Here is a 26692-nt window from a genome sequence, read left to right on the forward strand (position 1 = left end):
CCCTGCTCGTTACCTGTTGGTCATCCGCACCAGTTGAGTCCTGGCCATCCGCACCAGTCGAGTCCGACGAGTGATCAACTGCGCGTGACCGACGATCGGGATTCGCTGTCGGCCTCCGCCGCGGTCTGCACAGCCGAGGCGACCGCACCGTGCAGCTGCGGATGGAACACGCTCGGCACGATGTAGGTCGCGTTCAGCTCTTCGGGCGTGACCACGTCCGCGAGCGCCGTGGCAGCGGCGAGCAGCATCTCGTCGGTGATCCGCGTCGAGCGCCCGTCCAGCAGCCCGCGGAACACTCCGGGGAAGGCGAGCACGTTGTTGATCTGGTTGGCGAAGTCGCTGCGCCCGGTGGCCACCACCGCCGCATGACGAGTCGCGATCGCCGGATCGATCTCAGGCAGCGGGTTCGCCATCGCGAAGACGATGGAGTCCGGCGCCATCGCGGCCACATCGGCCTCGGTGAGCAGATTCGGAGCGGAGACGCCGATGAACACGTCGGCCCCCGCGATCGCGTCCCGCAACGTCCCCGGGTATTCATCCCCCTCGGTCGCCGCGGCCATCCACTCCAGCGACGGCGCGAGGCCCGGCCGTCCCGGCCGGATGACGCCGTCGATATCGGAGACGACCACGTGCTTCGCGCCCGCCGCCAGCATCAGGCGCAGGATCGCCGAGCCGGCCGCACCGGCCCCGGACTGCACGATCCGCACGTCCTCGATCCGCTTACCCACGACCTTGAGCGCATTGCGCAATGCCGCCACCGCCACGATCGCGGTGCCGTGCTGGTCGTCGTGGAAGACGGGGATGTCGAGTTCCTCCCGCAGCCGCGCCTCGATCTCGAAGCACCGCGGCGCCGAGATGTCCTCGAGGTTGATGCCGGCGAAGACGGGGGCGATGATCTTGACGGTTCGCACGATCTCGTCGACGTCCTGGGTGTCGAGGCAGATCGGGAACGCGTCGATGCCGGAGAACCTTTTGAACAGTGCGGCCTTGCCCTCCATGACCGGAAGGGCCGCCGTCGGGCCGATGTTGCCGAGGCCGAGAACGGCAGAACCATCGGAGACCACGGCGACCGTGTTGCGCTTAATGGTCAGTCGTACGGCGTCCTCCGGGTGGGCGGCCAGCTGCTGGCTCACGCGACCCACGCCCGGGGTGTAGATCAGCGAGAGGTCGTCACGGTGGCGGATCTGCATCTTCGGCTGGACCTCGATCTTCCCCCCGAGGTGCGCCAGGAAGGTCCGGTCGGACACCCTGCCGATGCTCACGCCCGCGATGTCACCAAGGGCATCGACGATCCGCTTCGCGTCGTCCTCCCCGCCGGTGGCGCAGGTGACGTCCACCTGCAACCGGTCCACCCCCGAGGCTGAGACGTCCACCGCTGTCACGACGCCACCGGCCCGCTCGACGGTCGTGGTGATGGTGCTCACCGCTGCGGGCTGCGCCGGCATCTCCAGCCGGACCGTGATCGAGTAGCTGACGCTGGGTGAAGTCATTGCTGCCTGGAACCTTCCGTCGATCGGTACGCGCCGTCGCGCACCAGATGTCCGCACTCCGCGGTCTCATGGCATTCTGCCGCACGAACGCGCGCCGCAGGCGCTCTCACACGCGTGATAGACCTGATGCCGTGCCGCCCGAGCCCCCCACACCGCCAGAGGACGAATCCTCCCGCCAGCGCTGGTCCGCATTCGCGGTGTGTCTCGCCGCCGGCTTCCTGACCCTGCTCGACGTCTCCATCGTGAACGTCGCACTGCCCTCGATCGACCGTGCCCTGAGCGCCGACCCTGCGCAGGTGCAGTGGATCGTTGCCGGTTACACACTCGCCTTCGGTCTGGTGCTGGTGCCGGCCGGCCGTCTCGGCGATCTGTTCGGCCGCCGTCGGATGTTCCTGATCGGGGTCACGCTGTTCGCGCTCACCTCCGCGTTCTGCGGTGCGGCCCAGAGTGCCGAGATGCTGGCTCTGGCGCGGGTGCTGCAGGGCGTCGCGGCCGGAACGTTGAACCCGCAGGTCATCGCGCTCATCCAGGAGCTGTTCCGCGGCCCGGAACGAGCCCGGGCGTTCGGGATGTTCGGAGCGACCGTCGGGATCTCCACCGCGATCGGACCACTGCTGGGGGGCGCGCTCATCGCCCTTTTCGGTGCTGAGGAGGGCTGGCGCGCCGTCTTCTGGGTGAACGTTCCGGTGGGAGCCGTGGTGCTGATCCTGGCGTGGCGGCTGTTGCCCCGGCTCCAGCCCACCGGGCGCAAGGTCGGCATCGATGTGGCCGGGCTGGTGTTGCTGGGGATCACGGTACTCGCGTTCATGCTCCCGTTCGTGGAGTCCTCCGAGGGCGGTGGTGCAGCCGGGGCGCCGTGGTGGCTGCTCGCGGTGAGCGCGATCGCTGGTACCGCGTTCCTCTGGTGGGAGCGACGCTACGAGAAGGCCGGCGGCCATCCCGTGATCACCCGCGACCTGTTGCGCACACCCTCCTACACCCGCGGTGCCACGGTGGGCATGCTCTACTTCGCCGGCTTCACCGGCATCTTCCTGCTCGCCACGCTGTACCTGCAGTCCGGGCTCGGGCTTGCGCCCTGGCAGGCCGGGCTGGTGCTGACGCCGTTCGCGCTCGCGGGAGCGGTCTCGTCCTGGTGGAGCGGCCGATGGGTGGCGCGCGCCGGGCGCCGCCTGGTGATCGCCGGGGCCGCCTTGATGATCACCGGCGTGGTCATCGCCGATGTGCTCGTCTCAGTGGTCGACGGACCGGCGGCCGCCTGGTGGCTGGCGGGTGTGCTGGTGATCTCCGGCTTCGGCAACGGGATCGTCATCTCGCCGAACCAGGCGCTCACCCTGGCCGACGTGCCGGTGCACCGAGCCGGGGTGGCCGGGGGCGCCTTGCAGACCGGGCAGCGGGTGGGGACCTCGGTCGGCGTGGCAGCGTCGGCGTCGATGTTCTTCGCCACGCTCGCGACCACTGGCGACTACGGACATGCGATGAGCGTCGGCCTGCGGGTGGTGCTGGGCGTGCTGCTGCTGGCGCTGATCGTCGCGGTGGTGGATCAGCGGGCGCGCGGCAAGGCTGCTGGAGCCTGAACGTCCGGACGCCGACACCCACCGACGACGCGCTGCGATCAGGAGACGGTGATGCCCCACACTCCGGTGAACTCCTCGCCGGCAGCGAGTTCGATCAACCCGTCGCCGGAGTTGAACGCGTCGACCGCGCAGGTCATCGGCTCGATCGCGAGCGAGGCACGCTTACCCTCGGCGTCGCTGACACCGTCGGCGGTGTAGAGCAGCACGAACGGCCACGCCTCGTCCTGCCACAGGTCGATGCGCAGCCCGTCCGGACGGGTCAGCACAGTATGAGCGATCCCGCCCGAGTCCCGGGTCAGATCGGTGTAGAGGCCGAGCTGGCTGGTTCCGATCGGCCGCCCCGTCCGGTAATCGTCCTCAGTCCCGACGGCGGAGCGTTCCGTCATGAGGCCACCCTCGCCCGTGAGGAGGGTCGCCCCGGGCACGGTGACCGCGCAGGTATCGACGGTGGCTGCACCATCGGTGGTGAGATACGGGTGAGCCCCGGCGCCGAACGGAACCGTCACGTCGGCGAGGTTGCACACACTCAACCGGGTCCGCAGGCCGGTCTCGGTCAGTTCCCAGCGCACGATCATCGCCAGCGTCCAGGGGTAGCCGGGCCGGGCGGGCAGCACCGCACCCAGATCGACCCGCGATTCGGTCCGCTCGAGCAGCTCGAACTGCATCCACCGGGCGAAGCCGTGGATCGCGTTGCGCGGGTCTGCTTCTTTGATGGGCAGCTGTTGTGGGGTGCCGGCGTAGGTGTACTTGCCGTCGCGGATGCGGTTCGGCCAGGGCACCAGCCATTGGCCACGAGCACTCGGGCAGAGTTCGTCGGCGGCGTAGCCCGCCACCACCGGCACACCAGCCACGGTGTACTCCCGCAACCCAGCCCCGGCCCGGGTGATCACCGCCTGCTGGTCACCGAGGGTGAGCGTGTGCTCGCCAAGCCCACCGAGCCGGTGCAGAGTGTCATCAGTGATCGTCATGGGCTCGTACTCCTCATCAGAATCAATCGTCGAATTGGCTGCCTCACCCAGAAATCACACGTCGAATCGGCGGTCCAGTCTGGCAACTGAACCACCAATTCGACGTGCGATTCGCCATGGGCGGTCAGGCGAAGCGTGCCGGCAGGACGCCCTCGTGCGCTTCGCGCAGCTCGGCCACGGTGAAGGTGAGGCCGCTGCCTAGGGCGAGGTCTCCGTCGGAGGTGGTGCCCAGCCGCAACACCGGGACGCCGTGACTTTCGGCCAGGGCCACCAGATCGTTCCCGCGGTCGGGGTTCGCCGCCACCAGGGCGCGCGCCCCCGACTCGGCGAACAGGGCCGTCGCGAGGTCGATGCCGTCCCGCTCGAGCAGACCCGTCAGGTCCAGGTCCGCACCGAGGCCGTGCCGGAGTACCGCATCGGTCAGGCTCTGCAGCAACCCACCGGCGGAGAGATCGTGCGCGGCATGAGCCACCCCGCTCGAGGCGGCGTCGATGAGCACCCGGGCCAGACTCCGCTCCGCGTCCAGGTCCACTCGCGGCGGGCGGCCGCCCAAGTGATCGTGGATGACGCCGGCCCACACCGATCCGGAGAGTTCGGTGCGAGTGGTCCCGAGCAGGAACACCTCACGCCCGGATTCGGACCACCCCGACGGCGTCGCGTGGGTCACGTCATCCAGCACACCCAGGACGCCCACCACCGGAGTGGGGTTGATCGAGGCGTCAATGTGCCCCTTGCCGACCTCACCGGCGAGCGTGGAGTTGTAGAGCGAGACGTTGCCGCCGGTGACCGGGACCCCGAGTTCGGCACAGGCATCGGCCAGGCCGGTGATCGCCTGGACGAGCTGCCACATCGCGTCCGGGTCCTCCGGAGAACCGAAGTTCAGGCAGTCGGTCACGGCCAACGGCCGCGCGCCGACGGTGGCGACGTTGCGGTAGGCCTCCGCGAGCGCCTGTTGGGCCCCGGTGTAGGGGTCGAGCTTGGTGAAGCGCCCGTTGGCGTCGGTGGCGATGGCCACGCCGAGCCCGCTGGTCTCGTCCACGCGGATCACCCCGGCGTCATCGGGCTGGGACATGGCCGTGTTGCCCTGCACGTACCGGTCGTACTGATCGGTGATCCAGGACTTCGAGGCCAGGTTCGGCGAGGCGAGCACGGTCATTGCCTGGGTTCGCACGTCCTCCGGCGAGGCCGGCCGTGGAAGGTGAGCTGCGTCGTCGGCGTTGAGGGCGTCCTGCCAGGCGGGCTTGGCGTACGGACGGTCGTAGACGGGACCCTCATGCGCGACTGTGGCCGGGTCGACGTCCACGATCCGCTGCCCATGGTGGTCGATCGTCAGCCGTCCGGTGCCGGTGACCTCACCGATCACCGAGGTCTCCACATCCCACCGCCGGGTGATCGCGAGGAACTCCTCGAGCTTGTCCGGCGCGACGACCGCCATCATGCGTTCCTGGGACTCGCTCATCAGGATCTCACCGGCCGTCAGGGTCGGGTCGCGCAGGAGGACGTTCTCCAGGTCCACGTGCATGCCACCGTCGCCGTTGGAGGCGAGCTCGCTGGTGGCGCAGGAGATGCCGGCGGCGCCGAGGTCCTGGATGCCTTCCACCACCCGGGCTGCGAACAGCTCCAGGCAGCACTCGATGAGCACCTTCTCCATGAACGGGTCCCCCACCTGCACACTGGGGCGCTTGGAGGGCTTGTCCTCGTCGAAGGTCTCGCTGGCGAGGATGGAGGCGCCGCCGATGCCGTCACCACCGGTGCGGGCGCCGAACAGGACCACCTTGTTGCCCGCGCCTTCAGCATTGGCGAGGTGGATGTCTTCGTGCCGCAGCACCCCCACGCACAGGGCGTTCACGAGCGGGTTGCGCTGGTACGAGGAGTCGAACTCGGTCTCCCCGCCAATGTTCGGCAGTCCGAGTGAGTTGCCGTAGCCGCCGACGCCGGAGACCACACCGTGCACCACGCGTGGGGTGTCCGGGTGGTCGATGGCGCCGAAGCGCAGCTGGTCCATCACGGCCACCGGGCGCGCGCCCATGGAGATGATGTCGCGGACGATCCCGCCCACACCGGTGGCGGCACCCTGGTAGGGCTCGACATAGCTGGGGTGATTGTGCGACTCCACCTTGAAGGTGACCGCCCACCCGTCGCCGATGTCGACGACTCCGGCGTTCTGCCCGATCCCGACCAGCAGGTGCTCGCGCATCGCCTCGGTCGTCTTGTCCCCGAACTGACCGAGGTGACGCTTGGAGGACTTGTAGGAGCAGTGCTCGGACCACATCACCGAGTACATCGCGAGTTCGGCGGCGGTGGGGCGCCGGCCGAGGATGTCCACGATCCGCGCGTACTCGTCGTCCTTGAGCCCGAGCTCGGCGTAGGGAAGCTCGGCGCCGGGGGTGGCGGCGGCGTTCTCGACCGTGTCGGGGGTACCGGCTGGAGCGGTGGTCATCTCGATCCTCACGCGATGCGGGCGGCGCCGGCGGGCAGGCTCGCGCGGCGCTCAGGAAGCGGTCCAACTCTACTGGTCTGGCTCACCCTGCCGTGCCCCCGCCCAGGACCGCTCCCGACGGCGTAACGTGCTCTTCCACAGCAGCATCCGGTTCCGGGGAGGTCACCATGAGCACCACGCACGCCCGTCCGTGGCATGGCGAACCCGCCTCCCGGCCAGTCGTCGTCGGCATCGAGCCCGGTCAAGACCTACGCGTGGTGCGGCATGCGGCAGCCACGGCGCAGGTCTACGGCACGGGGCTGGTGGTGGTCTGGGTGGATCCCACGCATGTGCTCGTGCCTGGCGATGCCGCCGGGGTGATGACCATGGTGCCGGTCGACCCGGACGACCCGGGCGACACCCCCAGCCGCACCGAGCAGGAACTGCACGAGCTGGTTGAGGGCGAGCTGACGCCGTCGGCCGTGGCGTGGCGCTTCGTCCACAGCGCCGGTGAGGTGGCGCGGGGACTGGCCGAGGTGGCAGCCGAGTACGAGGCGCCAATGATCGTGGTGGGAGCGCGCAAGCCCGGCTTCTCGGGCTGGATGAACGAGGTGATCGGTGGCTCGGTGGCCGGCCACCTCGTGCACGCCCACGAGATCCCGGTGCTGGTGGTGCCGCTGCCGGAGCGGCGGTGAGGTTCCGGCTCGGCTTGCTGGTCGCACTGGGTGGAGCCATCGGCACCCTCGCCCGGTTCGGGCTCGCCGAATCACTGCCCGCCCCCGACGGCGTCCCATGGGCCACGTTGACGGCGAACCTGCTCGGGTCCTTCCTGCTGGGGGTCCTACTGGAGGCGCTGGCGCGCGCCGGAGAGGAGAACCAGACGCGTCGGAGGCTCCGGCTCAGCCTGGGGACGGGGCTGCTGGGCGGGTTCACGACCTTCTCCAGCCTGGCGCTGGAGACCGAGCGGCTGCTGGCCGGTGGCGATGGAGCACTCGCGGGCACGTACATGCTGGTGAGCCTGGTGCTGGGGTTGCTGGCAGCACTGGCGGGGATCGCGGTGGCGAGCCGGCCGAGCGGGAGGGGTGACGGCCGGCCACGTGGGCCGCACGGGCTGGTCGGACCGCATCGGCCGCACGATGGCGGCTCTCCAGAGGAGCCCTCCCGGGGTGAAGGTCGATGACGGTGCTGCTGATCGCCGTCGGGGGCGGCCTGGGGGCGGCCCTACGGTTCTGGACGGACGGGGCCATCCGGTCCCGATGGCAGCCGGCGCTGCCGGTGGCGACGATCGCGATCAACACGGCCGGGTCACTGCTGATCGGTGTGCTCGCAGGCCTGCTCGCGGCCGGAGCCCTCGCGCCCGGACCCGAGACAGTACTGAGCGTGGGACTGTGCGGAGGGTTCACCACGTTCTCGACCGCCATGGTGGAGTCGGCCCGGCTGTGGCGAGTTGGAGATCGGCGGCGCTGCGTGCTGAACCTCGTGCTGACGATGGTGGCGACCCTGGCTGCAGCGGCGGTGGGATGGACCGTGTCGACGTCGATCGCGGCCTGACCGGAGCACGGTTTGCCACGATTCAATGCAGCCGGGTAGCGTCAACGGCGCGGCCCAGCAGGCACGACGGGTGTGCACGGCGCCGCAGTGCGAGGAGGATCGTCGTGGCCAGTGTCACGATTCAAGACGTCGCCCGGAAGGCAGGCGTCTCCGTAACGACGGTCTCGAACTACTTCAACTGGCCGGACCGGCTCTCGGACCGGATGCGCAACTACGTGCGCACGGCCGTGGACGAACTCGGCTACGTCCCGAACATGCCGGCCCGGCAGCTGCGCTTGTCTCGCAGCAGCACCATCGGGATCTCGGTGATCAACGCCTCGAACCCGTTCTTCGCCGACATCGTGGTGGCGGTAGAGAGGGCGGCCGCGGCGCGCGGCCTGAACGTGATGGTGGGGAGCACGCACGAGTCGTCGCGGCAGCAGGACTCCTACCTGCAGATGTTCGAGCAGTTCCGGTTCGACGGGATCCTGCTGAGCCCCTTCGACGGCGGACTCGAGCGTGCCCACCAGATCGCCGCCCGTGGCACCCCGGTGGTGATCGTGGACCAACAGGACACCTCCGGGCTGCTCTCCTCCGCGGCCACCGACCACGTGATGGGCGGGCAACTCGCGGCCGAGCACCTGCTGGAGGTCGGCTGCCGCCGGATCGTGTTCACCTCCGGTCCGCCCGGTGTGCGGCAAGTCGCCGACCGGTTGCACGGAGCGCGCGAGGTGATCGCGGCGCACCCGCAGGCACAGCTCACTGTGCTCGACGGCCCTGACCTGGATCTCGACCTCGGGCGGGCGGCCGGACGGCGGATCGCGGCAATGGCCCCGGCGACGCGCCCCGACGGGGTGTTCGCGGGGAACGACGTGGAGGCGATCGGTGTTGTCCAGGGCTTGATCGGCGCCGGGGTGGATGTGCCCGGCGAGGTGGCGGTGATCGGCTACGACGACATCTCGTTCGCCGAGACTGCCGCAGTGCCGCTGACGACGGTGCGTCAGCTCAGCCGGGACATCGGGTCCGCCGCCGCGAGCCTGCTGCTGAACGAACTGGACGATCCGGACCGGCCGAAGGAGCAGCTGGTGTTCCGGCCTGAACTGATCGCCAGGGCGAGTACCGCCCGAGCCTGAGAGCGGGTGCTGGGCTGCGGTGACGGTGCGGTGTGTGTCGGTGCTGAGTGCCGGTGCTCGCGTGGCTAGCGACACTTACACCACCCTTGAGGTCGTGCACAGCGTCAGTGCACCAACCAGAGACGACAGCCCGTGGGGGCATGATGGGTGGTACGCCTATCCGAGGAGGACTCCATGAGCCGCACCACCGGTGACCCGAACCTGCCGATCGAGACCCTGCGCGAGGCACTGACCGTGCGCCGCGTGTTCGGGGAGGCCTACACCGTGGGCGAGACGACCGTGATCCCGGTGGCCCGGGTGATGGGTGGTTCCGGTATGGGGTACGGGATGGGTAGTGGGCGCGACCCGCAGGCCGCGTCCGAGGGCCCGAATGCCGAGGGCTCCGGGGGCGGCGGGGGCGTGGGGCTGTGCGCCTGGCCCGCCGGCGCCTACGTGATCCGCGACGGCGAGGTGACCTGGAAGCCCGCATTCGATCTGAACCTCGCCGTCATCGGCGGGCAGGTGCTCGGCGCCGTCGTGGCCACGTCGGTCGCGTGCGCGCTGCGGGCGAAGTTCCGCCGTCGGATGTTCTGAGGGTCTTCGCTGACTCCCGCGCCGCCGGTCGCGTACGCCATCGACGGTCCACAGGAATACCGTGCCCCATGTGGCACAGCGTCGCTGTGGGCCGTCGATGACGTACGCCAGGCCCGAGGTGTTCGCGCGCTCAGGCGAGGTCGCCGAGAGCCGCGGTGAGCCGCTCCCCCATGAGCCGGTACCCTTCCGGCCCCGGGTGCAGACGATCGTGCAGCAGGTCCGCCTCGTCGAGCCCGAGGATGCTGAGCCCGTCGATCAGCGTGATCTCGGCAGCGTGCGCATTCAGCGCTGCGACCACCTCGCCGATCGCCTCACGCATCTGCACCAGCGTCAACCCGCCCGTGCTCGGGCTCTCTTCCCGGTCCGGGCTGCCGATCGGGGTCATCACCGCGAGCCGTGCCTGCGGGTGGGCCTCCCGCACCCGCTCCACGAAACCGGAAATCTGCGGCGCGAACGACCGCGCCGTGAACGAACCCTGCCCGTGGATGTTGATCCCCAGGCACAGCGAGATCACGTCCGCAGGGGTCTGGGCGATGGCGTGCTCGGCGATGGGGTCCAGGTGACACTGCCCGCCGAATCCGAGGCAGGTCAGGTCCCACCCGAGCCGGTCGGCCACGATGGCTGGCCAGGTCTCGCTCGGACCCGCCGCAGCACTGCACTGCGTGATGGAGCTGCCGTAGGTGGTCCACCGCGGCTTCATGCCCATCGGCTCGGCCGCGCTCGCCCCCTCCAGGCACACTCCCCCGACGGCGGAGCGTCCCTTCTGCGGGAGCCACACCACGACGTCGTGCTCACCGTCGGGCAGGCCCACCTCGAGCACCTGCTCGCCCAGGGCCACCTCGATGCGCTGGTGAAGGTCGCCGTCGACAGTGACATCCAGCGGCCAGGCGGAATCGCTCTCGTCGTAGGCGATCGGCAAGCGCAGTGACGATGCGTCAGTGCGCACCTGGGCACGAACCCCTGCCGCCATCTGCGCCGGGAACAGCAGCGCGTCGGCGTGGGCACGGTCGGCACGCTCGGGAGGCAGCCGCCAGGGGCGCCACCAGGCACCGTCGGGCACCCAGCCGATGGCACCGCGCCAGTACGCGGATGAGACAGATGGTTCCAGGATCCGGGCTTCGTCGCTCACGGGCGACAAGCGTATCGCCGGGGCTCCTCACCAGCGAGCCACGCGCGGGCGAGTGACGTCGACCACGAGCGCCGACGCCGGCCCACAAGGGTGGCCTGGGTGTCGCAGAACGTGCCGAGAATCGACACCTGGGCCACCCTCGTCGCTCAGCTGATGAACGAGCGGATCCGGGCGACCGCCTCCACTACGGCGTCATGCCCGGCCGCGAACGAGAGCCGCACATAGCGCCCGCCGTGGGAAGGATCGAAGTCGATCCCGGGCACCACGGCCACACCTTCCTCCTCCAGCAGCGCTTGCGCCCAGGCGGTGGCATCAGCGAAGTGACCCAAGGTGGAGGCGAGATCGGCGTAGAGGTAGAAGGCGCCGTCCGCGGGGGCGATCGGGCCCCACCCGAGCGAGGGAACGGCGCCGAGAAGGGTGGCGCGGGTGCGGGCGAAGTCCGCGACACGGGCGTCCGCGGCGGCGTAGGAGGCTCCGGTGAACGCCTCAACGGCTGCGTAGGCGGCGGGAGCCGGCGGGCACAGGGCCACGTTGCCGGCGAGGGCATCGACGGCGGAGCGCAGGTCCGCGGGGACGATCGCCCAGCCGATGCGCCAGCCGGTCATGCCCCAGTACTTGGAGAAGGAGGAGACCACCACCCCGGTGCGGGAGGTCTCCCAGGCGCTGACGCCGCGCGGGTCGGCGGCGCCCGGGGCCGGGTAGGTGATGCCGTGGTAGATCTCGTCGCTGATGAGGCGCACGTCGTGGGCATCGCACCACGTGGTCAGGGCGGCCAGTTCGGTGCGGGTGAGCATCGTGCCGGTCGGGTTGGCCGGGGAGGCGACCACGAGGCCGTGCAGCGGGCCGTCAGCGGCGGCTTCGTCCAGGAGTTCGGGAGTGGGCTGGAAGCGCTGCTCGGGCCCACACGGGATGTCGACCACCTCGCAGCCGAGCGCGGTGAGGATGTTGCGATAGGCGGGGTAGCCCGGGCTCGCGAGCGCTACCCGGTCGCCCGGGTCGAAGGCGGCGAGGAACGCGAGCACGAACGCGCCCGAGGACCCGGTGGTGACCGCGACGTCGTCGGCGACCAGATCGAGGCCGTACCAACGGCGGTAGTGGGAGGCGATGGCGTCGCGCAGCGGGCGCGGCCCGAGGGCCGAGGTGTAGCCCAGGTCGTTATCCTCGTGCAGTGCAGCCGCGCGGGCGGCGACGTCCGGCGGCGCTCCGCCGGCGGGTTCACCCGCGCACAGGGAGATGACGTCCCGACCGGCCGCGCGGAACTGGGCAACCCGGTCGAGGATGGACATCACCTCAAAGGGCGGAACTCCTGCGCGGCGGGCGACCTTCATGGTGGGCAGGGTATCGGGCGCATCAGTCGGATCGGTCTACCCACGAGACCGGCCGTGATCGAGTATCCAGGGTCGGGCGGGATCGGAACAGCGTGCCACATTTCGCTGCACGACTGGCCAACCTGCGATCTACTGGTCTCGTGACGCCGATGTCAGTACCTCCTGGTGCGATAGACGACATGACAGACCAGAGCCTCCTCGACGCCACCTCGCGCGCGTGGGCAAAGTCCGCGCCCTACGGCGGCGAGATCGAGAGGTGGATGCCGCGCGTGCGGGGATGGGCCCGGGATCGGCTCCATCGGCACGCGCCCGAGGCGGTCACTTCCCCGCGTGCGGGGATGAGCCATCGGCGGCGGCACGAATGGCGGCACACGCGTCACCGCGCCCGCAACGCGGCTCCAGATGGACAGCGACCCCGGAAGCTCACGGACTAGTCACGCTCAGCACCAGGAGCCACCGCCGCACGTCGGCCCCCGAGCACCATCAGTACCACCCCAGCAACCGCCCACGCGCTGAGCACCAGCACCGGCACGCCCACCCCGGCCTCCGGGAAGTACGACACGTCCCGCACCAGCGTCGCAGCCGCCCCCGGCGGGAACCACTGCCCCACCAGACCCCACGGCTCGGGCAGGAACTCCATCGGCATGTTCGCTGAGGAGATGGGGTTGGCGACCAGCACGAACAGCACCGCCCCCACCCCGGCACCCGCCGGCCCGAGCAAGGCCACGAGCCCGGACAAGGTCGCAGCGATCGCCGCAATCGTCAGGGCGAATACCCCGACGGCGGCCCAGTAGTCTCCCGGCACGATCCCCAACCAGGTGCCCAGCACGGCAGGTAGGGCCAGCCCGGCCCCCACGCTGTAGACCGCCAGGGCCATCATCCGGCGGCCCGTACCCGCGACCTTGAGCCCGATGACGATGCCGCCGATCATGCCGGCGATCAGCAACGGCAAGGTCATCAACGCCAGCCCGGCTCCGCGGGGATCTGTCTCGGCCAGAGGAACCAGATCTGTCACCGTGACCTCGACTCGCGGTACCTCGCCCTCAGCAGCTTGCGCCTCGACTGCCTGTTGAAGCTGTGCCTGCAGCATCGGCGCCAGGTCTGCCAGTGCCGTCGCGACCGCGCTGGCCCCGGCCGACGCGATCAGCACCTCAGGCTGCTGCCCGAGCACGATCGCGCCATAGACCTCTCGCTCCTCGATGCGCTCGACCGCAGTCTCCCGGTCCTCCAACCTCACCGGCTCGAAAGCTCCACCGCCATGCTCGGCGAGCGCGCCCTCCACCGCCGCAACAGCAGGTTCGGGCCCGACGATCCCGATGGGCACGTCCTGCGGCTGTGCCGCCCGAACCGGCCACACCAACGCCAGTACCACCACACAGGCAACGGCGACCAGCGCCAACGCGATCACCACTGGCCGCGAACTCTGACCACTCTGCGACACATGATTCGCACCCATGACGTCCTCCTTTGTCTCCCCTCACGAGAGAACTCAACACTCGTTGAAGTCAACGCGCGTAGATATTCGCTAGGATCGACTCATGACAGACCAGCGATCGGCACGAACCGGGCGGCCAGCTCGCAGCGGCCGACGCCCCGGCGCCAACGACACCCGTGAGCAGATCCTGCGATCTGCGCTCACCCTGTTCTCCGAGCACGGCTACGGGGGCACGACCATCCGGGCCGTGGCTTCCGACGCTGCGGTCGACCCCGCACTCGTCATGCACTTCTTCGGCTCAAAAGATCAGCTCTTCGCGGCCGTGCTAGCCCAGGTCGACGATCTTCCCGCGCGGATCGGCCAATCTCTGCAGTGCGAGCCCGAACACCTCGCTCACCGTCTCGCCACCTTCTATCTCACCGGCTGGGAGTCCGAGGAGATCGGTCCCGTCCTGCGGGCCGTCCTGCGGTCAGCCAGCGCGAGCGAGGAGGCGGCGCACCGTCTACGCGAGGCGATCGAGGGCCACTTCCTCCGGGATGCCACCGCCGGCATGGATCCAGCCCTCGCCGAGCGTCTGCCGTTCGCGATGGCGCACCTGTTCGGGATCGCGACGGCACGCTACGTCCTCCAGGTCGGCCCCGTGGCGAACCTCCCCCTCGAGGAGCTGATCGAGATCGTCACCCCCGGCCTGGACGCCGTCCTGCGCCCCTGACCCACGGCGGATCGGGCCTATGACCCTGACGTCCCCTCCCGGGCGAGGGTGACGTCGTCGACGATCACGAGCAGGTGCCGCACACTGGTCAGCAACGCCCCGTAGACCGGCCACAGGTCCCCCGCCGGCACCCCATCCGGCCCAGAGAACCTCCGCGCGAGGGTATCGATCCGCTCCCCGATGCCATCGCTCTCGCTCTCGCCCTCGCCGTCGCCGTCGCCGTCGCCGTCGCCGTCGCCCTGAAGCCTGCGCCCGAGGTCACGCACGATCGGCACCCATTCGTGCCGGAACTCCTCGTCCCACGGCGCCTCAGCGTAGGTGGACTCCCGCAGGATCCGAGCCAGGTGACGCAGATGCGAAACACCCTCATCGAGGCGCCCCAGGATCCCCTCGTACTCCACCTCGCCCGCCGCGCGGTCCCGGACGCGAGCCGAGCGCAGCGACGTCGGCACATACCGGCGCGGATTGACCTTCCTGCTCTCGCGTGCGAACCGCATGGTCTGCCAGCCCTGCGCGACCTCCTCATCGATCGACTCGGTCTCGGCCACCCACGCCTCGGCCCGGTCGCTGTTCCACGAACCGGCCAGCTCATCGGCCATCTCGATGAGCACCTCACCGATCCGGTGGTTGAGACTGCCCACGTAGCGCTCCGCCTGCCGATCCCGCAACGGCGGCACGAACAGCACATTGACGGCGACCCCCACCCCGACCCCGACGCTCACCTCGATCAACCGGTCAGCAAGAAGCGGCGCCTGTTCGCCGAACCCACTGCCGAGAACGAACACAGCCGTGGTCGCGATGGCGATCCCCTCGCTGCGCAGCCCGGTGATCCGTGAGCCCGCGAGCCCGACCAGCACGGCCAGCGCGAAGGTCCACACGCTCACCCCGATCAGGCCCCCGACCAGGAACGACAGCCCGACGCCGATCGTCGTGGCCACGGTCGTCTGCACCCCGCGCGTGAGTGACCGGTACACCGTCGCATGCACCGCCAGCAGCGCCGTCCACGGAGCCAGGAACGGCAGCTGGGACTCGAGCACGTTCACCGAGAGCCACCAAGCCACCGTCGCCGCGATCACGCACTTGGCGATCTGCAGCACGTCCGTGACGAACTCGGGTGTACGCACGCGCTCCAGCAGACCGGCCAGCATCACACCCCCTGACGTCGACAACCATCGCGCAGCCCTCACCAGGCACCCCAGCCACAGTAGAACTGGCTGAGCATCAACGACACTCGAGCGGGCTACGGAGCTGGCCGGTCGCCGTCGTAAGCCAGGAACCTGCGCTGCGCCAGGGCGAGCACGGTGATGGCCACCAGGCACAGCACCCCGCCGATCACAGCGGCGAGCCCTTCGCCGAACCACGACGCTTCGGCACCGACCACGAGGTCGCCGAGCCGTGGCCCACCGGCTACGACCACCACGAACACGCCCTGCAGCCGCCCACGCATCGCATCGGGGGTGGCCGCCTGCAGGATCGTCTGACGGAAGATCGAGGAGACCGAGTCCGCCGCACCGGCGACCGCGAGCAGCACGCACGCCGCCACCAGCGCCCACACGATCACCCCCTCCGGTGAGGTCCGCCCGACCAGCAGCAGCACCACACCGAACCCGATCACCGCGAGCGCGAACACAGCGATCGCGGCCACGATCGCCTTCCCTTGCGCTCGCACACCCGTCAGGCCACCGGAGAGCATGCTCGCCAGCACAGCTCCGACGGCGATCGCTGCCGTGAGCACGCCGGTGGTGGTCTCCCCTCCTCCGATGAGGACCACCCCGACGGCGGGGAACAGCACCCGAGGCATGGCCAGGATCATGGCGCTCAAGTCGAGCAGGAACGTCATCCGCAGGTTCGGGCGCGTACCCAGGTAGCGCAGGCCGTCCATCACCGACCGCCATCCGGCCACGCGCGGGCGAACACCCTCCTGGCCGTCGTGCTCGGGCGGGATGTCCGGCAGCCGCCACAGCGCGTAGAGCGACGCGGTGAACAGCAGTAGGTCGAGGGTGTAGGCCACCCCGAATCCCTGCCACGCCACGAGCACCGCGCCGAGCAGCGGCCCGAGTGTGAGCGCCACATTCCATGCCAGTGTCTGCAGCGCATTCGCGGCGGCGAGCTGGCTGATCGGTATCAGTCGCGGGATGATCGCCGACCGTGCCGGATTGTTGACGGCACTGGCGGCCGACTGCAGCGCCACCAGCACGTAGAGCAGCCAGACCGAATCCAGCGATAACCAGGCTTGCAGCGCGAGCATCGCTGTCACCACGAACAGCACGGTGGAGGCGGTCAGCGCGACTCGTCGGCGGTCGAACTGGTCCACGAGCGCCCCGCCGTACAACCCGAGCACCACCAGCGGCACCAGGGCGAAGATCCCGAGGATGCCCACCGCGAGTGTGGACGCGGTGATCGCGTACACCTGCAGGCCCACAGCCACGGTTGTCAGCTGGGTGCCGAGGTTGGATATCCCGAGCCCCCACCACAGCCGGCGGAACGCGCCGACGCGCAGCGGCGCGGTGTCGGCGAGCAGTCGGGGCACGATGCCCGAGCCTACGCCCGTCGGTCAGGGGCTACGTCGCCTGCCGGCAGATCGATTCCCCGGACCCTGTTCACTCAACCCGCCAGCACCCCTCGATGTGATCGTCGACCATCCCCGCCGACTGCATCAGCGCGTACATCGTGGTCGGACCGACGAACCGGAATCCCCGCTTACGCAGCGTCTTGCTCATGGCAGTTGACTCTGCCGTGACGGCCGGGACGTCATCGAACGTCTGCGGTCGCGCAGCTGGCGCCGGGGCGAAGGACCACATCAGTGCATCCAGTTCGCCCTCGGCCATCTCCTGCACGAGCCGCGCGTTCTCGATGGTGGCCACGATCTTCGCCCGGTTGCGGATGATGCCGGCATCGCCCATCAGGCGTTCGATGTCATCGTCGCCGAACTGCGCCACCTCCGCGGGCACGAATCCGGCGAACACCTCACGGAAGCGGGGCCGTTTGCGCAGGATGGTGATCCAGGAGAGACCAGCCTGGAAGCCCTCCAGAGCCATCTTCTCGAAGAGGGCCCGGTCGCCCCGCAGCGGGAAGCCCCACTCCTGGTCGTGGTAGCGCTCGTAGTCGGCGTCCGAGCCGACCCAGCCGCAGCGGGTGCGCCCGTCGGTTCCGGTGATGAGGGAGTCCATAGTTCTCAGCGTAGAGAGAGGCACCGACATCGGCGCACGCCCACTCAGAACAGCGACGCCTGCACCGGGCGAGGATCGACCTGTGCCGCCGCCGGTAGCTCCGGATCCCCGACGGCGTCCGGATCCGTCCGTAGTGTCCACCTCGCCCCACGCTCGGCCTCGTCTCGCACGAAACCGTGCCGACGGCGCAGCCTGCGCACCCTGTCCGCGAGCCAGTCACGGTACTCACCCGTGGTGTAGGAGCCGCGTCCGAAGAGCGCCCGGTACTTGGGCACGAGCGCCGGGTACTCACGGGCCAGCCAGGCCATGAACCACTCCCGCGCACCGGGCCGCAGGTGCAGCGGCCCGGCGGTCACCCAGGCACCGCCGGCCTCACGGATCGCGCCGAACAGCTCGTTCATATGCTGCTCGGAGTCGGTGAGCCAGGGCAGGATCGGCATCGCCATCACCGTCGGGCGCAGACCAGCATCAGCAACGGCTCGGATCAGGCCCAATCGCGCCTGCGGGGTGGGCGTGCCCGGTTCCACGCGTTGCTGCAGTTCGGGGTCGGTGAAGGCCAGGGAGATGCCCACACCGACGTCCACTCGTTCGGCCGCCCGCTGCAGCAGTGGCAGGTCACGGCGCAACAGCGGACCCTTGGTGAGGATGGAGAACGGGGTGCGTGACGCCGTCAGGGCCTCGATGATGCCCGGCATCAGCCGGTAGCGGCCCTCGGCTCGCATGTACGGGTCCGAGTTGGTGCCGAGCGCCACGTGCTCACGCTTCCAGGACGGCTTCGCGAGTTCGGCGCGCAGCACCTCGGCTACGTTGGCCTTGACCACGATCTGGGTGTCGAAGTCGGCACCGGAGTCGAGGTCGAGATACTCGTGAGTCTTGCGCGCAAAGCAGTTGTGGCTGATGACCCCGTTGGCGATGAAGTCCCCGGTCCCGGTCGTGATGTCAACCATCCGGCGCTCTGCACCGAGGTCCTCGACGCTCGCGACGCCGAGGTCTGCTGAGGTCTTCACCACCTCGCCGACAATGGCCAACTTGCGGGTGATGGCGGGTCCGCCTCGAGGGCCAAGACCGTTCCCACTGCCGGAACCGAGACCGAGCCCCATCAGCGAATCGTTAATCGTCAAGTAGGCACGCTGACCCTGGCCGGGAGCACGCGGGGCGACATGCGTCCAGCCACGGGCCGTCAGGAATCGGTGGTCACCGCTCGCTACGATCTCGGTGCCATCGCGAAGGGTTGTCCGGTAAGCGCGCTTTCGCGTCCGCCAGGTTGCGAGCACCGGCGTCTCGACGTATCGCCGGCGCTTTCCCTCCAGCTGCGTCCCCACAATGCGGTCACCGACGTCAAGCTCGCCGATCGGCTTCTGACGCCCGTCGGCCATCAGCACGAGCGTGTCCGGGCTCAGGCAGTACACGCACTGGTGAAGACATCCACGCGTGGGGTTGACCGTCCACGCGAACGGCATCCTCGACCCACCCGGTACGCGGTTCAGAGCGCTCTTGCAGAGCACCTCATGGAACGTCACTCCCGCGAACTCCGGCGTCGTCACACTGCGGATCAGTCCGCGCAGCGGCAGCAGCGCTCCGGCGTCCGTGGCTTGCTGGGCTTCCCATCGCCTACCACCAGTCGAACATACATTCGATGCCAGTGGGCGACTTCGACACACCCGGTCCCAGCCGACCAGATCACGCCAACAGTTGCATCACCGCCCGTACATCACCGGGCGCGAACGCTGACGTGCTCGGCATCTGCGGCGCGAACGCCGAGCACGTCAGCGCTCGGCTGCTCGATCGGACCGGCCACGCCGCTCAGGGGTCTGAAACTCAGGGTGAAACTCGAGAAGGGGCCGAAAGTTCGGCCCCTGGAGGGGCAGCACCCTCCTCGGGAGGCTCACGCCAACCGCGCCCTACGCCGAGCGGCGCGCCTCCTCGGCTTCCATCTGCGCCACCCACTGGCGCTTCATGGTGCGCCACTGGTCGTCGTTGGTGCCGCGCTTCCAGTATCCGGAGGCGGACAGGTCCTCCTTCGGCACATCCCACTCGAACCGCAGCAGCGAACGCAGCTGCTTGACCACGTCGGCGTCGCCGTGGACGAACGCGTGCACGCGCCCTGCCGGACGCTCCAGCTCGCGCACGGCCGCCACGAGCGCCTCGCCCGGCTCGGCCTCCACGCTCGAGGCAGACCGGTGGATCCACTGCACCTCGGCCCCGGCAACGGTGAGCAGCGGTTGCTCCTCGGCCGGATCGGCCACCTCGATGATCGCCCGCACCACCGCCTCCTCCGGCATGGCCTCCAGCGTGGCGGCGATCGCGGGCAACGCACTTTCGTCACCGGCGAGCAGGTGCCAGTCCGCCTCGGGGTTCGGCGCGTACCCGCGCCCCGGCCCGAACAGCTGCACCTGGTCACCGGGCCGGGCCGCAGCCGCCCAGGGCCCGGCGATCCCCTCGTCGCCATGCACCACGAAGTCGATGGTGGCGTGCCCGGACTCAGGGTCCCACGCACGGATGGTGTACGTGCGCATCACCGGCCAGTCCTCGGCGGGAATCCGCTCCTTGACCTCCTCGAGGTCGAACGGCTCGCTCACGCCGGTACCGGGCCGCGGGAGCAGCACCTTGACGTAGGTGTCGGTATAGCCGGCCGGGTCAACGTCCAGCGGCCCACCGCCCGGCGCGGAGAACACCAACCGAACCATGTGCGGGGTGATCCGCTCGCTGCTGACGACCTCGGCGCGCTGCGCCACTCCCTTGGGCACAAGGCCCTCCTCACCACATCGACGGGGCAGCACACAAATGCCACCATCTCTAAGGTAAGCCTAACCATCCTCGCTGGATACCCCAACCGGCGTGGCCGATGCCACACTCGTGCCGTGGACATCACCGACGGCGTCCTGGTGCTCACCTCCCGCACCATGCACACCACCACCACGGTCCTGCACGAGGGGAGCTGCGCCGTCGTAGTGGATCCGGCCTGGCAGGCCGACGAGTTGGCCGGCCTGGCGGACCTGCTCACCTCCCGCGGCCTGATACCGGTGCTCGGCTGGGCCACCCACGCCCACCACGACCATGTGCTCTGGCACCCCGGCCTCGGCACTCCACCGCGGCTGGCGAGCCCTGCCGCCGCCCAGGACGCGGCCGCGCACCTGGATCAGCTGCGTGCGGCGCTGAACCTACCGCCCGAGTTGCTCGGCCTGGCAGGTGAGATCGAGGCCCACGACGGCGACCGGTTGCCCTGGCAGGGTCCCGTCGCCCAGATCCTCACCCACCACGCCCATGCCCCGGGGCACACCGCCCTATGGTTGCCCGGCCCCCGGGTGCTGATCGCCGGCGACATGCTCTCGGACGTAGAGATCCCGCTGCTGGAGGGCAGCACGCTCGCGCAGTACCGCGCGGGGATCGAGCTGCTCGCCCCGTACGTCGAGCAGGCGAAGTTCCTCATCCCGGGGCATGGCACCGTCGCCCGAGCGGGCGTGGCCGACTCCCCCACCCGCCAACTCGCCCACGACCGCCGCTACCTGGACCGGCCTGATCTCCCCGATCCGCGTCTCCTCCAGGCCGAACCATGGCTACTGGAGGCCCACCAGGAGAACCTCAGCCGGATGCGCTGACCGGCTCAGCTCTTCTTCTGACTCTTCTCACTCACCGGCTCGTTCCCCGAGGCCCGGCGGCGCCGGTAGTAGTCGCGCGCCTCCCGCTGGCGCTGCCCCTCCACCCCGGTGCCGATCACAGCACCGACGTGCTTATCGGAGTACCCGAACGCCTCCACCAGATCCTGCGCGTGGTGGCGCAGGCGCGGCAGCAGCCGGTTGATGTAGGACGTGACCGTGCGCGCCCGCTGGGCGGAGATCCGGCCGTTGATGAGATACCAGGAGAGGTTCTTCTCGATCGTGACCAGCCCGAACAGATCCCGCAGCCACGTCATCACCTTGCGGGTGTCATCGTCACGGATACTGGCGACCGCCTCGGTGAAGGCCTCCCACTGAAGCAGCTCTCCGTGCGCACGCGCAGCTTCGATGAGGTCGTGCTGGTGGGAGTTAAACAGCGCCTGTGCCACATCCGCTGGTGCGCCCTTGGCGGCGCGGAGTGCGAGGGCGATCTCCTCCACCATGGACTCCACCCGGTCCTCGAGCAGCTCGCGCTGTGCGTCGGGATCGCGGATCTCCCCGGCCGAACGTGCCAGCGATCCGCCATCCTGGATGGACTGTGCCGCGCGCCGCAGCGGCGTGCGGTGCAAGGTCATGTCGACGGCGCGATCAGCCACCCAGCGCACCGCACCGGCCACATCCATCTTCGCCATCTCGCGCCCGTAGTCGGTGAGCAGTCGCTTGCCCACCAGCTGCAGAAGGACGTGGTTGTCACCCTCGAAGGTGGCGTAGACGTCCATGTCCTGGTGCCAGGTGACGAACTTGTTCTCAGCCAAGTACCCGGCCCCGCCGCACGCCTCCCGGCAGGTCTGGATCGTCTCCAGCGCGAGCCAGGTGCTCAACGGCTTCGATGCTGCGGCGAGGGTCTCCAGGTCCTGCCGGTCGCCGTCGGTGTCATGCTCACCGGAGAAGACCTCGTGGAAACGCTGCCCGAGCTGGTTGTGCATGAACTGGGCGGCATAGGTGCGCGCGAGCAGCGGCAGCAGCCGGCGCTGGTGCTGCTGGTAGTCCATCAGCACGGTCTCGACGTCCTCGTCGGCTCCGGTGAACTGGCGCCGTTCGTTGGCGTACCGGATCGCGGTCGCGAGCGCCATCTTGGAGACGACGACGGCGGATCCGCCGAGGGAGACCCGGCCCTGCACCAGCGTGCCGAGCATGGTGAAGAAGCGTCGCCCGGGGCTGTCGATCGGTGAACTGTAGGTGCCGTCCGGGGCGACGTCGCCGTACCGGTTGAGGAGGTTCTCCCGCGGGATGCGCACGCGGTCGAAGTGCAAGCGTCCGTTGTCGACGCCGTTCAGGCCACCCTTGGGCCCGTCATCCTCACCGCCGACCCCTGGCAGGAAGTCGCCGGCGGCCCCATCCGGCGCGGTCTCGCGGATGGGCACGTAGAAGGCGTGCACGCCGTGGTTCACCCCGGCGGTGATCAGCTGGGCGAACACGACGGCGGCGGTCCCGTGGTCGGCGGCGTTGCCGATGTAGTCCTTCCAGGCCCCTCGGAAGGGAGTGTGGATCTCGAACTCCTCGGCCGCCGGGTCATAGGTGGCCGTGGTGCCGATGGCCGCCACGTCGGAGCCGTGCCCGGTCTCGGTCATCGCGAAGCAGCCGGGAACGGTCAGGTCCATCGCGCCCGGCAGGAGCCGGTCGTGGTGGATCTCGGTGCCCAGGTGGAGGATGGCCGCGCCGAACAGGCCCCACTGCACACCACCCTTGATCTGCAATGACGGATCGGCGACGGCGAGCTCTTCGAAGCCTGCGATATTGCCGCCCGGGTCGTCATACCCGCCGAGCCGTTCCGGGAAGGCCCGGTTCACGACCTCGAGCTCGACCAGGTAGCGCGACTGCTCGAGCACGCGCGCACGATGCTCGGCGACCGTCAGGTTGTCTGCGCGGCGCAGGCGTTCGTCGAGCATGAGATCGCGCACCCGACGGCGATGCTCACCCCATCGTCCGTCGACCAGGTCGGCCACGGCGCGGGTGTTGAGGGTCAGGTCGGACGCAGCTGTGCGATCCGCAGTTGTGGTCATCGGTGCTCCCGTGAGGATGAGGTCGGGGTATGGAAGGCTCCGGCGCCACGCCAGAGCCAGTCGGTCATGAGGTCGGCCATGGTGTCGGCCGGCGGATGATCGTCGGAGGTGTCGCTGAGCCACAGGTCACCGACGCCGCGCACGAAGCCGACAACGCCGGCAGCCCAGGCGGCAGCCAGGCGCGGGTCGGATCCGGAGGCGGCAAGCCGATCCCGCAGCGGGATCTCCACCGAGGCGGAGATGGTGGCCTGGAATCGTGAGAGGGAGGCACCCTCGTCGCCATCGCCCGAGCGGGTGATGAAGCGGTAGACGTGCGGGGACTTGTCGATCATGGTCGCGTACACACCGACCATGGCACGCAGCCGGTCGCGGGGGTCGGAGTCGGCGTGTGCGGCAGCGTCGAAGGCCTCGGCCATCTCCTCCAGCACGAGATTGCCGACGGCGCTCTGCAGTCCGGCCTTGTCTGCGAAGTAGCGGTAGACGATCGACTTCGAGGTCTCCATCGCAACGGCGAGCTCGTCCATGGAGAGGTCCGGCCCGCCGTGGTGAACTGCACGGCGCGCGGCCCGGGCCAGGGCGCGACGCCGTTCGGCACGGTGGGCATCCCACCGGCGGGAACGGCCGTCCGTTCCACCTTCGGCCGGGTCGGGGCCTTCGTCTGGGTCCGACTCGGGCACCGACCTCGCTGTGACGCTGTTCACGTACTCAGAGTATCAGGTACTATCAGTTCTAGACATCCATCTCCTGCTCCGGCCGCGGAGATGAGGAAGGATCGAGGCAGGAACCTCACTGCTCGGCACCTCTTCAGGCATCCACATACGACTGCGAGGACCACCCATGGCATCGACGCCCGAGAACACCACCCCGGCGGTACCGGAACAAGCCAGCCCACGGGCCGCCGTCATCGGCTCCAACCGGATTCCCTTCGGCAAGGCGGGCGGCGCCTACCGCTCCGCCTCGAACCTGGACATGCTCACCGCCGCACTCAGCGGCCTGGTGGCCCGGTTCGGGCTCCAGGACGAACGCCTCGGCGACGTCTCCGCGGGGGCCGTCCTCAAGCACTCCCGCGACTTCAACCTCACCCGCGAGGCAGTGCTCGGCTCCGGACTGGACCCCCACACTCCCGCCTTCGACGTGCAACGCGCCTGCGGGACGAGCGTGGAGACGGTGTGGGCGATCGCCAACAAGATCACCCTCGGGCAGATCTCCTCCGGCATCGCCGGCGGTGTGGACACCACCTCCGACGCCCCGATCGTGGTCAGCGACCGGCTGCGCAAGACCCTCCTACGCCTGAGCCGCGCCAAGACGATCCAGCAGCGCCTCGCGCTTCTCACCGCCCTGCGGCCCGGCGATCTGGCCCCAGTGGCACCGAACGTCAACGAGCCACGCACCGGACTGTCGATGGGCGAGCACCAGGCGATCACCACCCGCCATTGGGGCATCACCCGCGAGGCGCAGGACGAGATCGCGCTCGCCTCCCACCGCAACCTCGCAGCGGCGTACGACGACGGCCTCTTCGACGACCTGATCACCCCCTACCGAGGGCTGCTGCGGGACGAGTCGCTACGCGCCGACACCACAGCCGAGAAGCTGGCCAAGCTCACGCCCGTGTTCGGGAAGCAGGCTCCCGACGCATCGATCACAGCAGGCAACGCCACCCCCCTCTCCGACGGTGCCGCGACCGTCCTGCTCGGCACCGACACCTGGGCCGAGGAGCGCGGACTGCCGGTGCTGGCCCACGTGGTCGACGCCGAATCGGCGGCCGTGGACTTCGCCCGCGGCGAAGAAGGGCTCCTGATGGCCGGCGCCTACGCCGTGCCGCGGTTGCTGGCACGACAGGGGCTCGGACTGGCGGACTTCGACTTCATCGAGATCCACGAGGCATTCGCCTCCACCGTGCTCACCACGATGGCCGCCTGGGCGGACGAGGAGTTCATGTCCTCGAAGGTCGGCCTGCCGGCCCTGGGCGAGGTCGACAGATCCCGCCTGAACGTCGCCGGCTCCTCGCTGGCCGCGGGCCACCCGTTTGCCGCGACCGGCGCCCGGATCGTGGGAACCCTCGCAGCACTGCTGCACCAGAAGAAGCTGAACGACGGCGCGGCACCATCGACCCCCGTGCGCGGGCTGATCTCCGTGTGCGCTGCCGGCGGACAGGCCGTCGCGATGATCCTGGAGGCGTGATGAGCGACACCTACCTCGACCTCGTCAATTCCGGTGCCACCAAACAGGTGGCGAAGACGCTCGGCCTGCCCCGGCCCGCCCGGCTGCGACGCACCCACGCCGACGCCGTGGACCAGCCGCTCCTACCCGGACCGGTCTTGCTCCTGGGCGCCGGGGCACAAGCAGACGCCGCCGCCGAGGCGCTGCTCAGCTGGGACCTGGACGTGCACCGCACGCTCCCGCAGGGCCAGGTCGGTGCGATCGTGCTGGTGCTCACCGAGCTCGAGCACCCGGAGCAGATGAGCGACTTCGCGCTCGCTCTCGGCGGCGCGCTGCGTTCACTGGCTCCCAGCGGCCGCGTGGTCACCATCTCCCGGCCCGCCGAGGGCGCCGAGCCGCAGGTCGCGGCTGCCCGCCACGGCGTTGATGGATTCCTGCGGTCGGTGGCCAAGGAGCTGCGGGCCGGTGGCACCGGCAACGGGATCGTGATCCACGACGGCGTCGCTGCCGACTCCCCGGGCGTCACCGGGGCGCTGCGCTTCCTGCTCTCGGCCCGGTCGGCCTTTGTCTCGGGTCAGTTCATCCACGTGACCACGCCCGACGGCGCAACCCCAGCGGACTGGACGCGTCCGCTGGAGGGGAGGGTCGCCGTCGTGACAGGTGCCGCCCGCGGCATTGGTGCGGCGATCGCACAGGTGCTCTCGCGGGACGGCGCGCACGTGATCGGCGTGGACATGCCCGCCTCGGGTGAGCAGCTCGCCGAGGTGATGAACACGGTGCACGGGACAGCGTTGCAGCTCGACATCACATCCGAAGACGCAGGTCAGCGGATACTCGAGCTGGCGCGTTCCAGGCACGGGCGACTGGACGCCGTCGTGCACAACGCCGGGATTCTGCGCGACAAGCTGCTCGCGAATATGACCCCCGAGAAGTGGGATGCGGTCGTGGCGGTGAATATCGCCGCGCAGCTGCGGATCAACGAGCAGCTGCTGGCGGCAGACGACCTCGGACCGGAGGGACTGCGGCTGGTCTCGCTCGCCTCGACGTCGGGCATCGCCGGCAACCGCGGGCAGACGAACTACGGGTACACGAAGGCGGCGGTGATCGGGATGACCCGGTCGCTGGCACCCCGGCTGGCCGAGCAGGGTGGGACCGCGAACGCGGTGGCGCCCGGATTCATCGAGACCGAGATGACGGCGAAGATCCCGCCGGTGCCGCGCCAGATCGCGCGGCGCGCCAACTCGCTGCAGCAGGGCGGGCTGCCCGTGGACGTGGCCGAGACGATCGCGTTCCTGCTCTCCCCCCAAGCGGGTGGCATCAACGGCGAGGTGCTGCGGGTGTGCGGGCAGAACCTGGTGGGCCAGTGATCCCCGGTCTCCGCGCAGTCGAGGACGCGAGCCGACGCGGCTCGC

23 protein-coding genes are annotated in these 26692 nt (G+C 69.6%); 10 read left to right on the forward strand and 13 right to left on the reverse strand.

Annotation, left to right across the window (positions count from 1 at the left end):
- Positions 1–74: 74 nt before the first annotated feature.
- Complete coding sequence (locus IM660_RS16655; RefSeq protein ID WP_193496907.1) at positions 75–1490, reverse strand: NAD-dependent malic enzyme; 1416 nt, start codon at positions 1488–1490, stop codon at positions 75–77.
- Between the two features lie 131 nt (positions 1491–1621).
- Between IM660_RS16655 and IM660_RS16660 the strand changes: the two genes are divergently transcribed.
- Positions 1622–3064, forward strand: coding sequence for an MFS transporter (locus IM660_RS16660; protein WP_246465006.1), 1443 nt, complete (start codon positions 1622–1624; stop codon positions 3062–3064).
- 38 nt (positions 3065–3102) lie between these two features.
- Here the strand turns inward: IM660_RS16660 and IM660_RS16665 are convergent, their stop codons facing one another.
- Positions 3103–4032 (reverse strand): aldose 1-epimerase family protein, encoded by a 930-nt coding sequence (locus IM660_RS16665; protein ID WP_193496909.1) that lies wholly within the window; start codon positions 4030–4032, stop codon positions 3103–3105.
- Positions 4033–4156: 124 nt separating this feature from the next.
- Positions 4157–6472: a phosphoribosylformylglycinamidine synthase subunit PurL gene (purL, locus tag IM660_RS16670; RefSeq protein WP_193496910.1), complete on the reverse strand. Its 2316-nt coding sequence runs from the start codon at positions 6470–6472 to the stop codon at positions 4157–4159.
- 167 nt (positions 6473–6639) lie between these two features.
- Here purL and IM660_RS16675 point away from each other — a divergent pair, with 167 nt between their 5' ends.
- The 5 genes from IM660_RS16675 (at position 6640) to IM660_RS16695 (ending at position 9687) form a co-directional block, all read left to right on the forward strand.
- On the forward strand, positions 6640–7146 hold the full coding sequence (locus IM660_RS16675) for a universal stress protein (protein WP_193496911.1): 507 nt from the start codon (positions 6640–6642) through the stop codon (positions 7144–7146).
- Positions 7143–7631, forward strand: a complete 489-nt coding sequence (locus IM660_RS16680) for a fluoride efflux transporter FluC (protein ID WP_193496912.1) — start codon at positions 7143–7145, stop codon at positions 7629–7631. The genes IM660_RS16675 and IM660_RS16680 overlap by 4 nt, the downstream gene beginning before the upstream one ends.
- The gene (crcB, locus tag IM660_RS16685) at positions 7628–8002 is read left to right on the forward strand and encodes a fluoride efflux transporter CrcB (protein WP_193496913.1); all 375 of its coding nucleotides are present in this window, start codon (positions 7628–7630) and stop codon (positions 8000–8002) included. Before IM660_RS16680 ends, crcB begins: the two co-directional genes overlap by 4 nt.
- Before the next feature lie 104 nt (positions 8003–8106).
- Complete coding sequence (locus tag IM660_RS16690) at positions 8107–9114, forward strand: LacI family DNA-binding transcriptional regulator (protein WP_193496914.1); 1008 nt, start codon at positions 8107–8109, stop codon at positions 9112–9114.
- A 174-nt stretch (positions 9115–9288) separates the two neighbouring features.
- Positions 9289–9687: a spore germination protein GerW family protein gene (locus tag IM660_RS16695; RefSeq protein WP_193496915.1), complete on the forward strand. Its 399-nt coding sequence runs from the start codon at positions 9289–9291 to the stop codon at positions 9685–9687.
- Positions 9688–9817: 130 nt separating this feature from the next.
- Here the strand turns inward: IM660_RS16695 and IM660_RS16700 are convergent, their stop codons facing one another.
- The 3 genes from IM660_RS16700 to IM660_RS16710 form a co-directional block, all read right to left on the reverse strand.
- Positions 9818–10816, reverse strand: coding sequence for a GDSL-type esterase/lipase family protein (locus tag IM660_RS16700; RefSeq protein WP_193496916.1), 999 nt, complete (start codon positions 10814–10816; stop codon positions 9818–9820).
- Positions 10817–10962: 146 nt separating this feature from the next.
- Positions 10963–12144 (reverse strand): aminotransferase class I/II-fold pyridoxal phosphate-dependent enzyme, encoded by a 1182-nt coding sequence (locus IM660_RS16705; protein ID WP_193496917.1) that lies wholly within the window; start codon positions 12142–12144, stop codon positions 10963–10965.
- A gap of 430 nt (positions 12145–12574) precedes the next feature.
- Complete coding sequence (locus IM660_RS16710) at positions 12575–13600, reverse strand: ABC transporter permease (RefSeq protein WP_193496918.1); 1026 nt, start codon at positions 13598–13600, stop codon at positions 12575–12577.
- An 82-nt stretch (positions 13601–13682) separates the two neighbouring features.
- Between IM660_RS16710 and IM660_RS16715 the strand changes: the two genes are divergently transcribed.
- Positions 13683–14291 (forward strand): TetR/AcrR family transcriptional regulator, encoded by a 609-nt coding sequence (locus tag IM660_RS16715; protein ID WP_193496919.1) that lies wholly within the window; start codon positions 13683–13685, stop codon positions 14289–14291.
- A 17-nt stretch (positions 14292–14308) separates the two neighbouring features.
- Here the strand turns inward: IM660_RS16715 and IM660_RS16720 are convergent, their stop codons facing one another.
- From IM660_RS16720 to IM660_RS16740, 5 genes are all read right to left on the reverse strand, one after another.
- Complete coding sequence (locus IM660_RS16720; protein ID WP_246465007.1) at positions 14309–15478, reverse strand: FUSC family protein; 1170 nt, start codon at positions 15476–15478, stop codon at positions 14309–14311.
- Positions 15479–15531: 53 nt separating this feature from the next.
- Positions 15532–16821: an MFS transporter gene (locus tag IM660_RS16725; protein ID WP_193496920.1), complete on the reverse strand. Its 1290-nt coding sequence runs from the start codon at positions 16819–16821 to the stop codon at positions 15532–15534.
- 70 nt (positions 16822–16891) lie between these two features.
- Entirely contained in the window at positions 16892–17461 is a 570-nt protein-coding gene (locus tag IM660_RS16730) for a DNA-3-methyladenine glycosylase I (protein ID WP_193496921.1), read from the reverse strand.
- A 44-nt stretch (positions 17462–17505) separates the two neighbouring features.
- Positions 17506–19035 carry an Rv2578c family radical SAM protein gene (locus tag IM660_RS16735; protein WP_246465348.1) on the reverse strand — a complete coding sequence of 510 codons (1530 nt, stop codon included), beginning with the start codon at positions 19033–19035 and terminating at the stop codon, positions 17506–17508.
- A 327-nt stretch (positions 19036–19362) separates the two neighbouring features.
- Complete coding sequence (locus IM660_RS16740; protein WP_246465008.1) at positions 19363–20208, reverse strand: siderophore-interacting protein; 846 nt, start codon at positions 20206–20208, stop codon at positions 19363–19365.
- Between the two features lie 114 nt (positions 20209–20322).
- Between IM660_RS16740 and IM660_RS16745 the strand changes: the two genes are divergently transcribed.
- The gene (locus IM660_RS16745; RefSeq protein WP_193496922.1) at positions 20323–21060 is read left to right on the forward strand and encodes an MBL fold metallo-hydrolase; all 738 of its coding nucleotides are present in this window, start codon (positions 20323–20325) and stop codon (positions 21058–21060) included.
- A gap of 5 nt (positions 21061–21065) precedes the next feature.
- On the opposite strand, the gene IM660_RS16750 is transcribed toward IM660_RS16745, so the two are convergent.
- Together IM660_RS16750 and IM660_RS16755 are read right to left on the reverse strand one after the other, a co-directional pair.
- The gene (locus IM660_RS16750; protein ID WP_193496923.1) at positions 21066–23120 is read right to left on the reverse strand and encodes an acyl-CoA dehydrogenase family protein; all 2055 of its coding nucleotides are present in this window, start codon (positions 23118–23120) and stop codon (positions 21066–21068) included.
- The gene (locus tag IM660_RS16755; RefSeq protein WP_246465009.1) at positions 23117–23821 is read right to left on the reverse strand and encodes a TetR/AcrR family transcriptional regulator; all 705 of its coding nucleotides are present in this window, start codon (positions 23819–23821) and stop codon (positions 23117–23119) included. Before IM660_RS16755 ends, IM660_RS16750 begins: the two co-directional genes overlap by 4 nt.
- A 136-nt stretch (positions 23822–23957) precedes the next feature.
- On the opposite strand from IM660_RS16755, the gene IM660_RS16760 reads away from it, so the two are divergent.
- Both IM660_RS16760 and IM660_RS16765 read left to right on the forward strand, forming a co-directional pair.
- Positions 23958–25301, forward strand: a complete 1344-nt coding sequence (locus IM660_RS16760) for an acetyl-CoA C-acetyltransferase (protein ID WP_193496924.1) — start codon at positions 23958–23960, stop codon at positions 25299–25301.
- Entirely contained in the window at positions 25301–26647 is a 1347-nt protein-coding gene (locus IM660_RS16765; RefSeq protein WP_193496925.1) for a 3-oxoacyl-ACP reductase, read from the forward strand. Before IM660_RS16760 ends, IM660_RS16765 begins: the two co-directional genes overlap by 1 nt.
- Positions 26648–26692 lie beyond the last annotated feature (45 nt).

This window comes from Ruania alkalisoli, from assembly GCF_014960965.1.
In the GTDB taxonomy this organism is placed as follows: domain Bacteria; phylum Actinomycetota; class Actinomycetes; order Actinomycetales; family Beutenbergiaceae; genus Ruania; species Ruania alkalisoli.

Bases quoted from the DNA above. Each gene is read 5' to 3' on its own strand.
- IM660_RS16655 (WP_193496907.1), bottom strand. From the start codon at position 1,490: ATGACTTCACCCAGCGTCAGCTACTCGATCACGGTCCGGCTGGAGATG.
- IM660_RS16710 (WP_193496918.1), bottom strand. From the start codon at position 13,600: ATGGGTGCGAATCATGTGTCGCAGAGTGGTCAGAGTTCGCGGCCAGTG.
- purL (WP_193496910.1), bottom strand. From the start codon at position 6,472: ATGACCACCGCTCCAGCCGGTACCCCCGACACGGTCGAGAACGCCGCC.
- IM660_RS16750 (WP_193496923.1), bottom strand. From the start codon at position 23,120: ATGACCACAACTGCGGATCGCACAGCTGCGTCCGACCTGACCCTCAAC.
- IM660_RS16760 (WP_193496924.1), top strand. From the start codon at position 23,958: ATGGCATCGACGCCCGAGAACACCACCCCGGCGGTACCGGAACAAGCC.
- IM660_RS16705 (WP_193496917.1), bottom strand. From the start codon at position 12,144: ATGAAGGTCGCCCGCCGCGCAGGAGTTCCGCCCTTTGAGGTGATGTCC.
- IM660_RS16665 (WP_193496909.1), bottom strand. From the start codon at position 4,032: ATGACGATCACTGATGACACTCTGCACCGGCTCGGTGGGCTTGGCGAG.
- IM660_RS16695 (WP_193496915.1), top strand. From the start codon at position 9,289: ATGAGCCGCACCACCGGTGACCCGAACCTGCCGATCGAGACCCTGCGC.
- IM660_RS16730 (WP_193496921.1), bottom strand. From the start codon at position 17,461: ATGGACTCCCTCATCACCGGAACCGACGGGCGCACCCGCTGCGGCTGG.
- IM660_RS16715 (WP_193496919.1), top strand. From the start codon at position 13,683: ATGACAGACCAGCGATCGGCACGAACCGGGCGGCCAGCTCGCAGCGGC.
- IM660_RS16675 (WP_193496911.1), top strand. From the start codon at position 6,640: ATGAGCACCACGCACGCCCGTCCGTGGCATGGCGAACCCGCCTCCCGG.
- crcB (WP_193496913.1), top strand. From the start codon at position 7,628: ATGACGGTGCTGCTGATCGCCGTCGGGGGCGGCCTGGGGGCGGCCCTA.
- IM660_RS16765 (WP_193496925.1), top strand. From the start codon at position 25,301: ATGAGCGACACCTACCTCGACCTCGTCAATTCCGGTGCCACCAAACAG.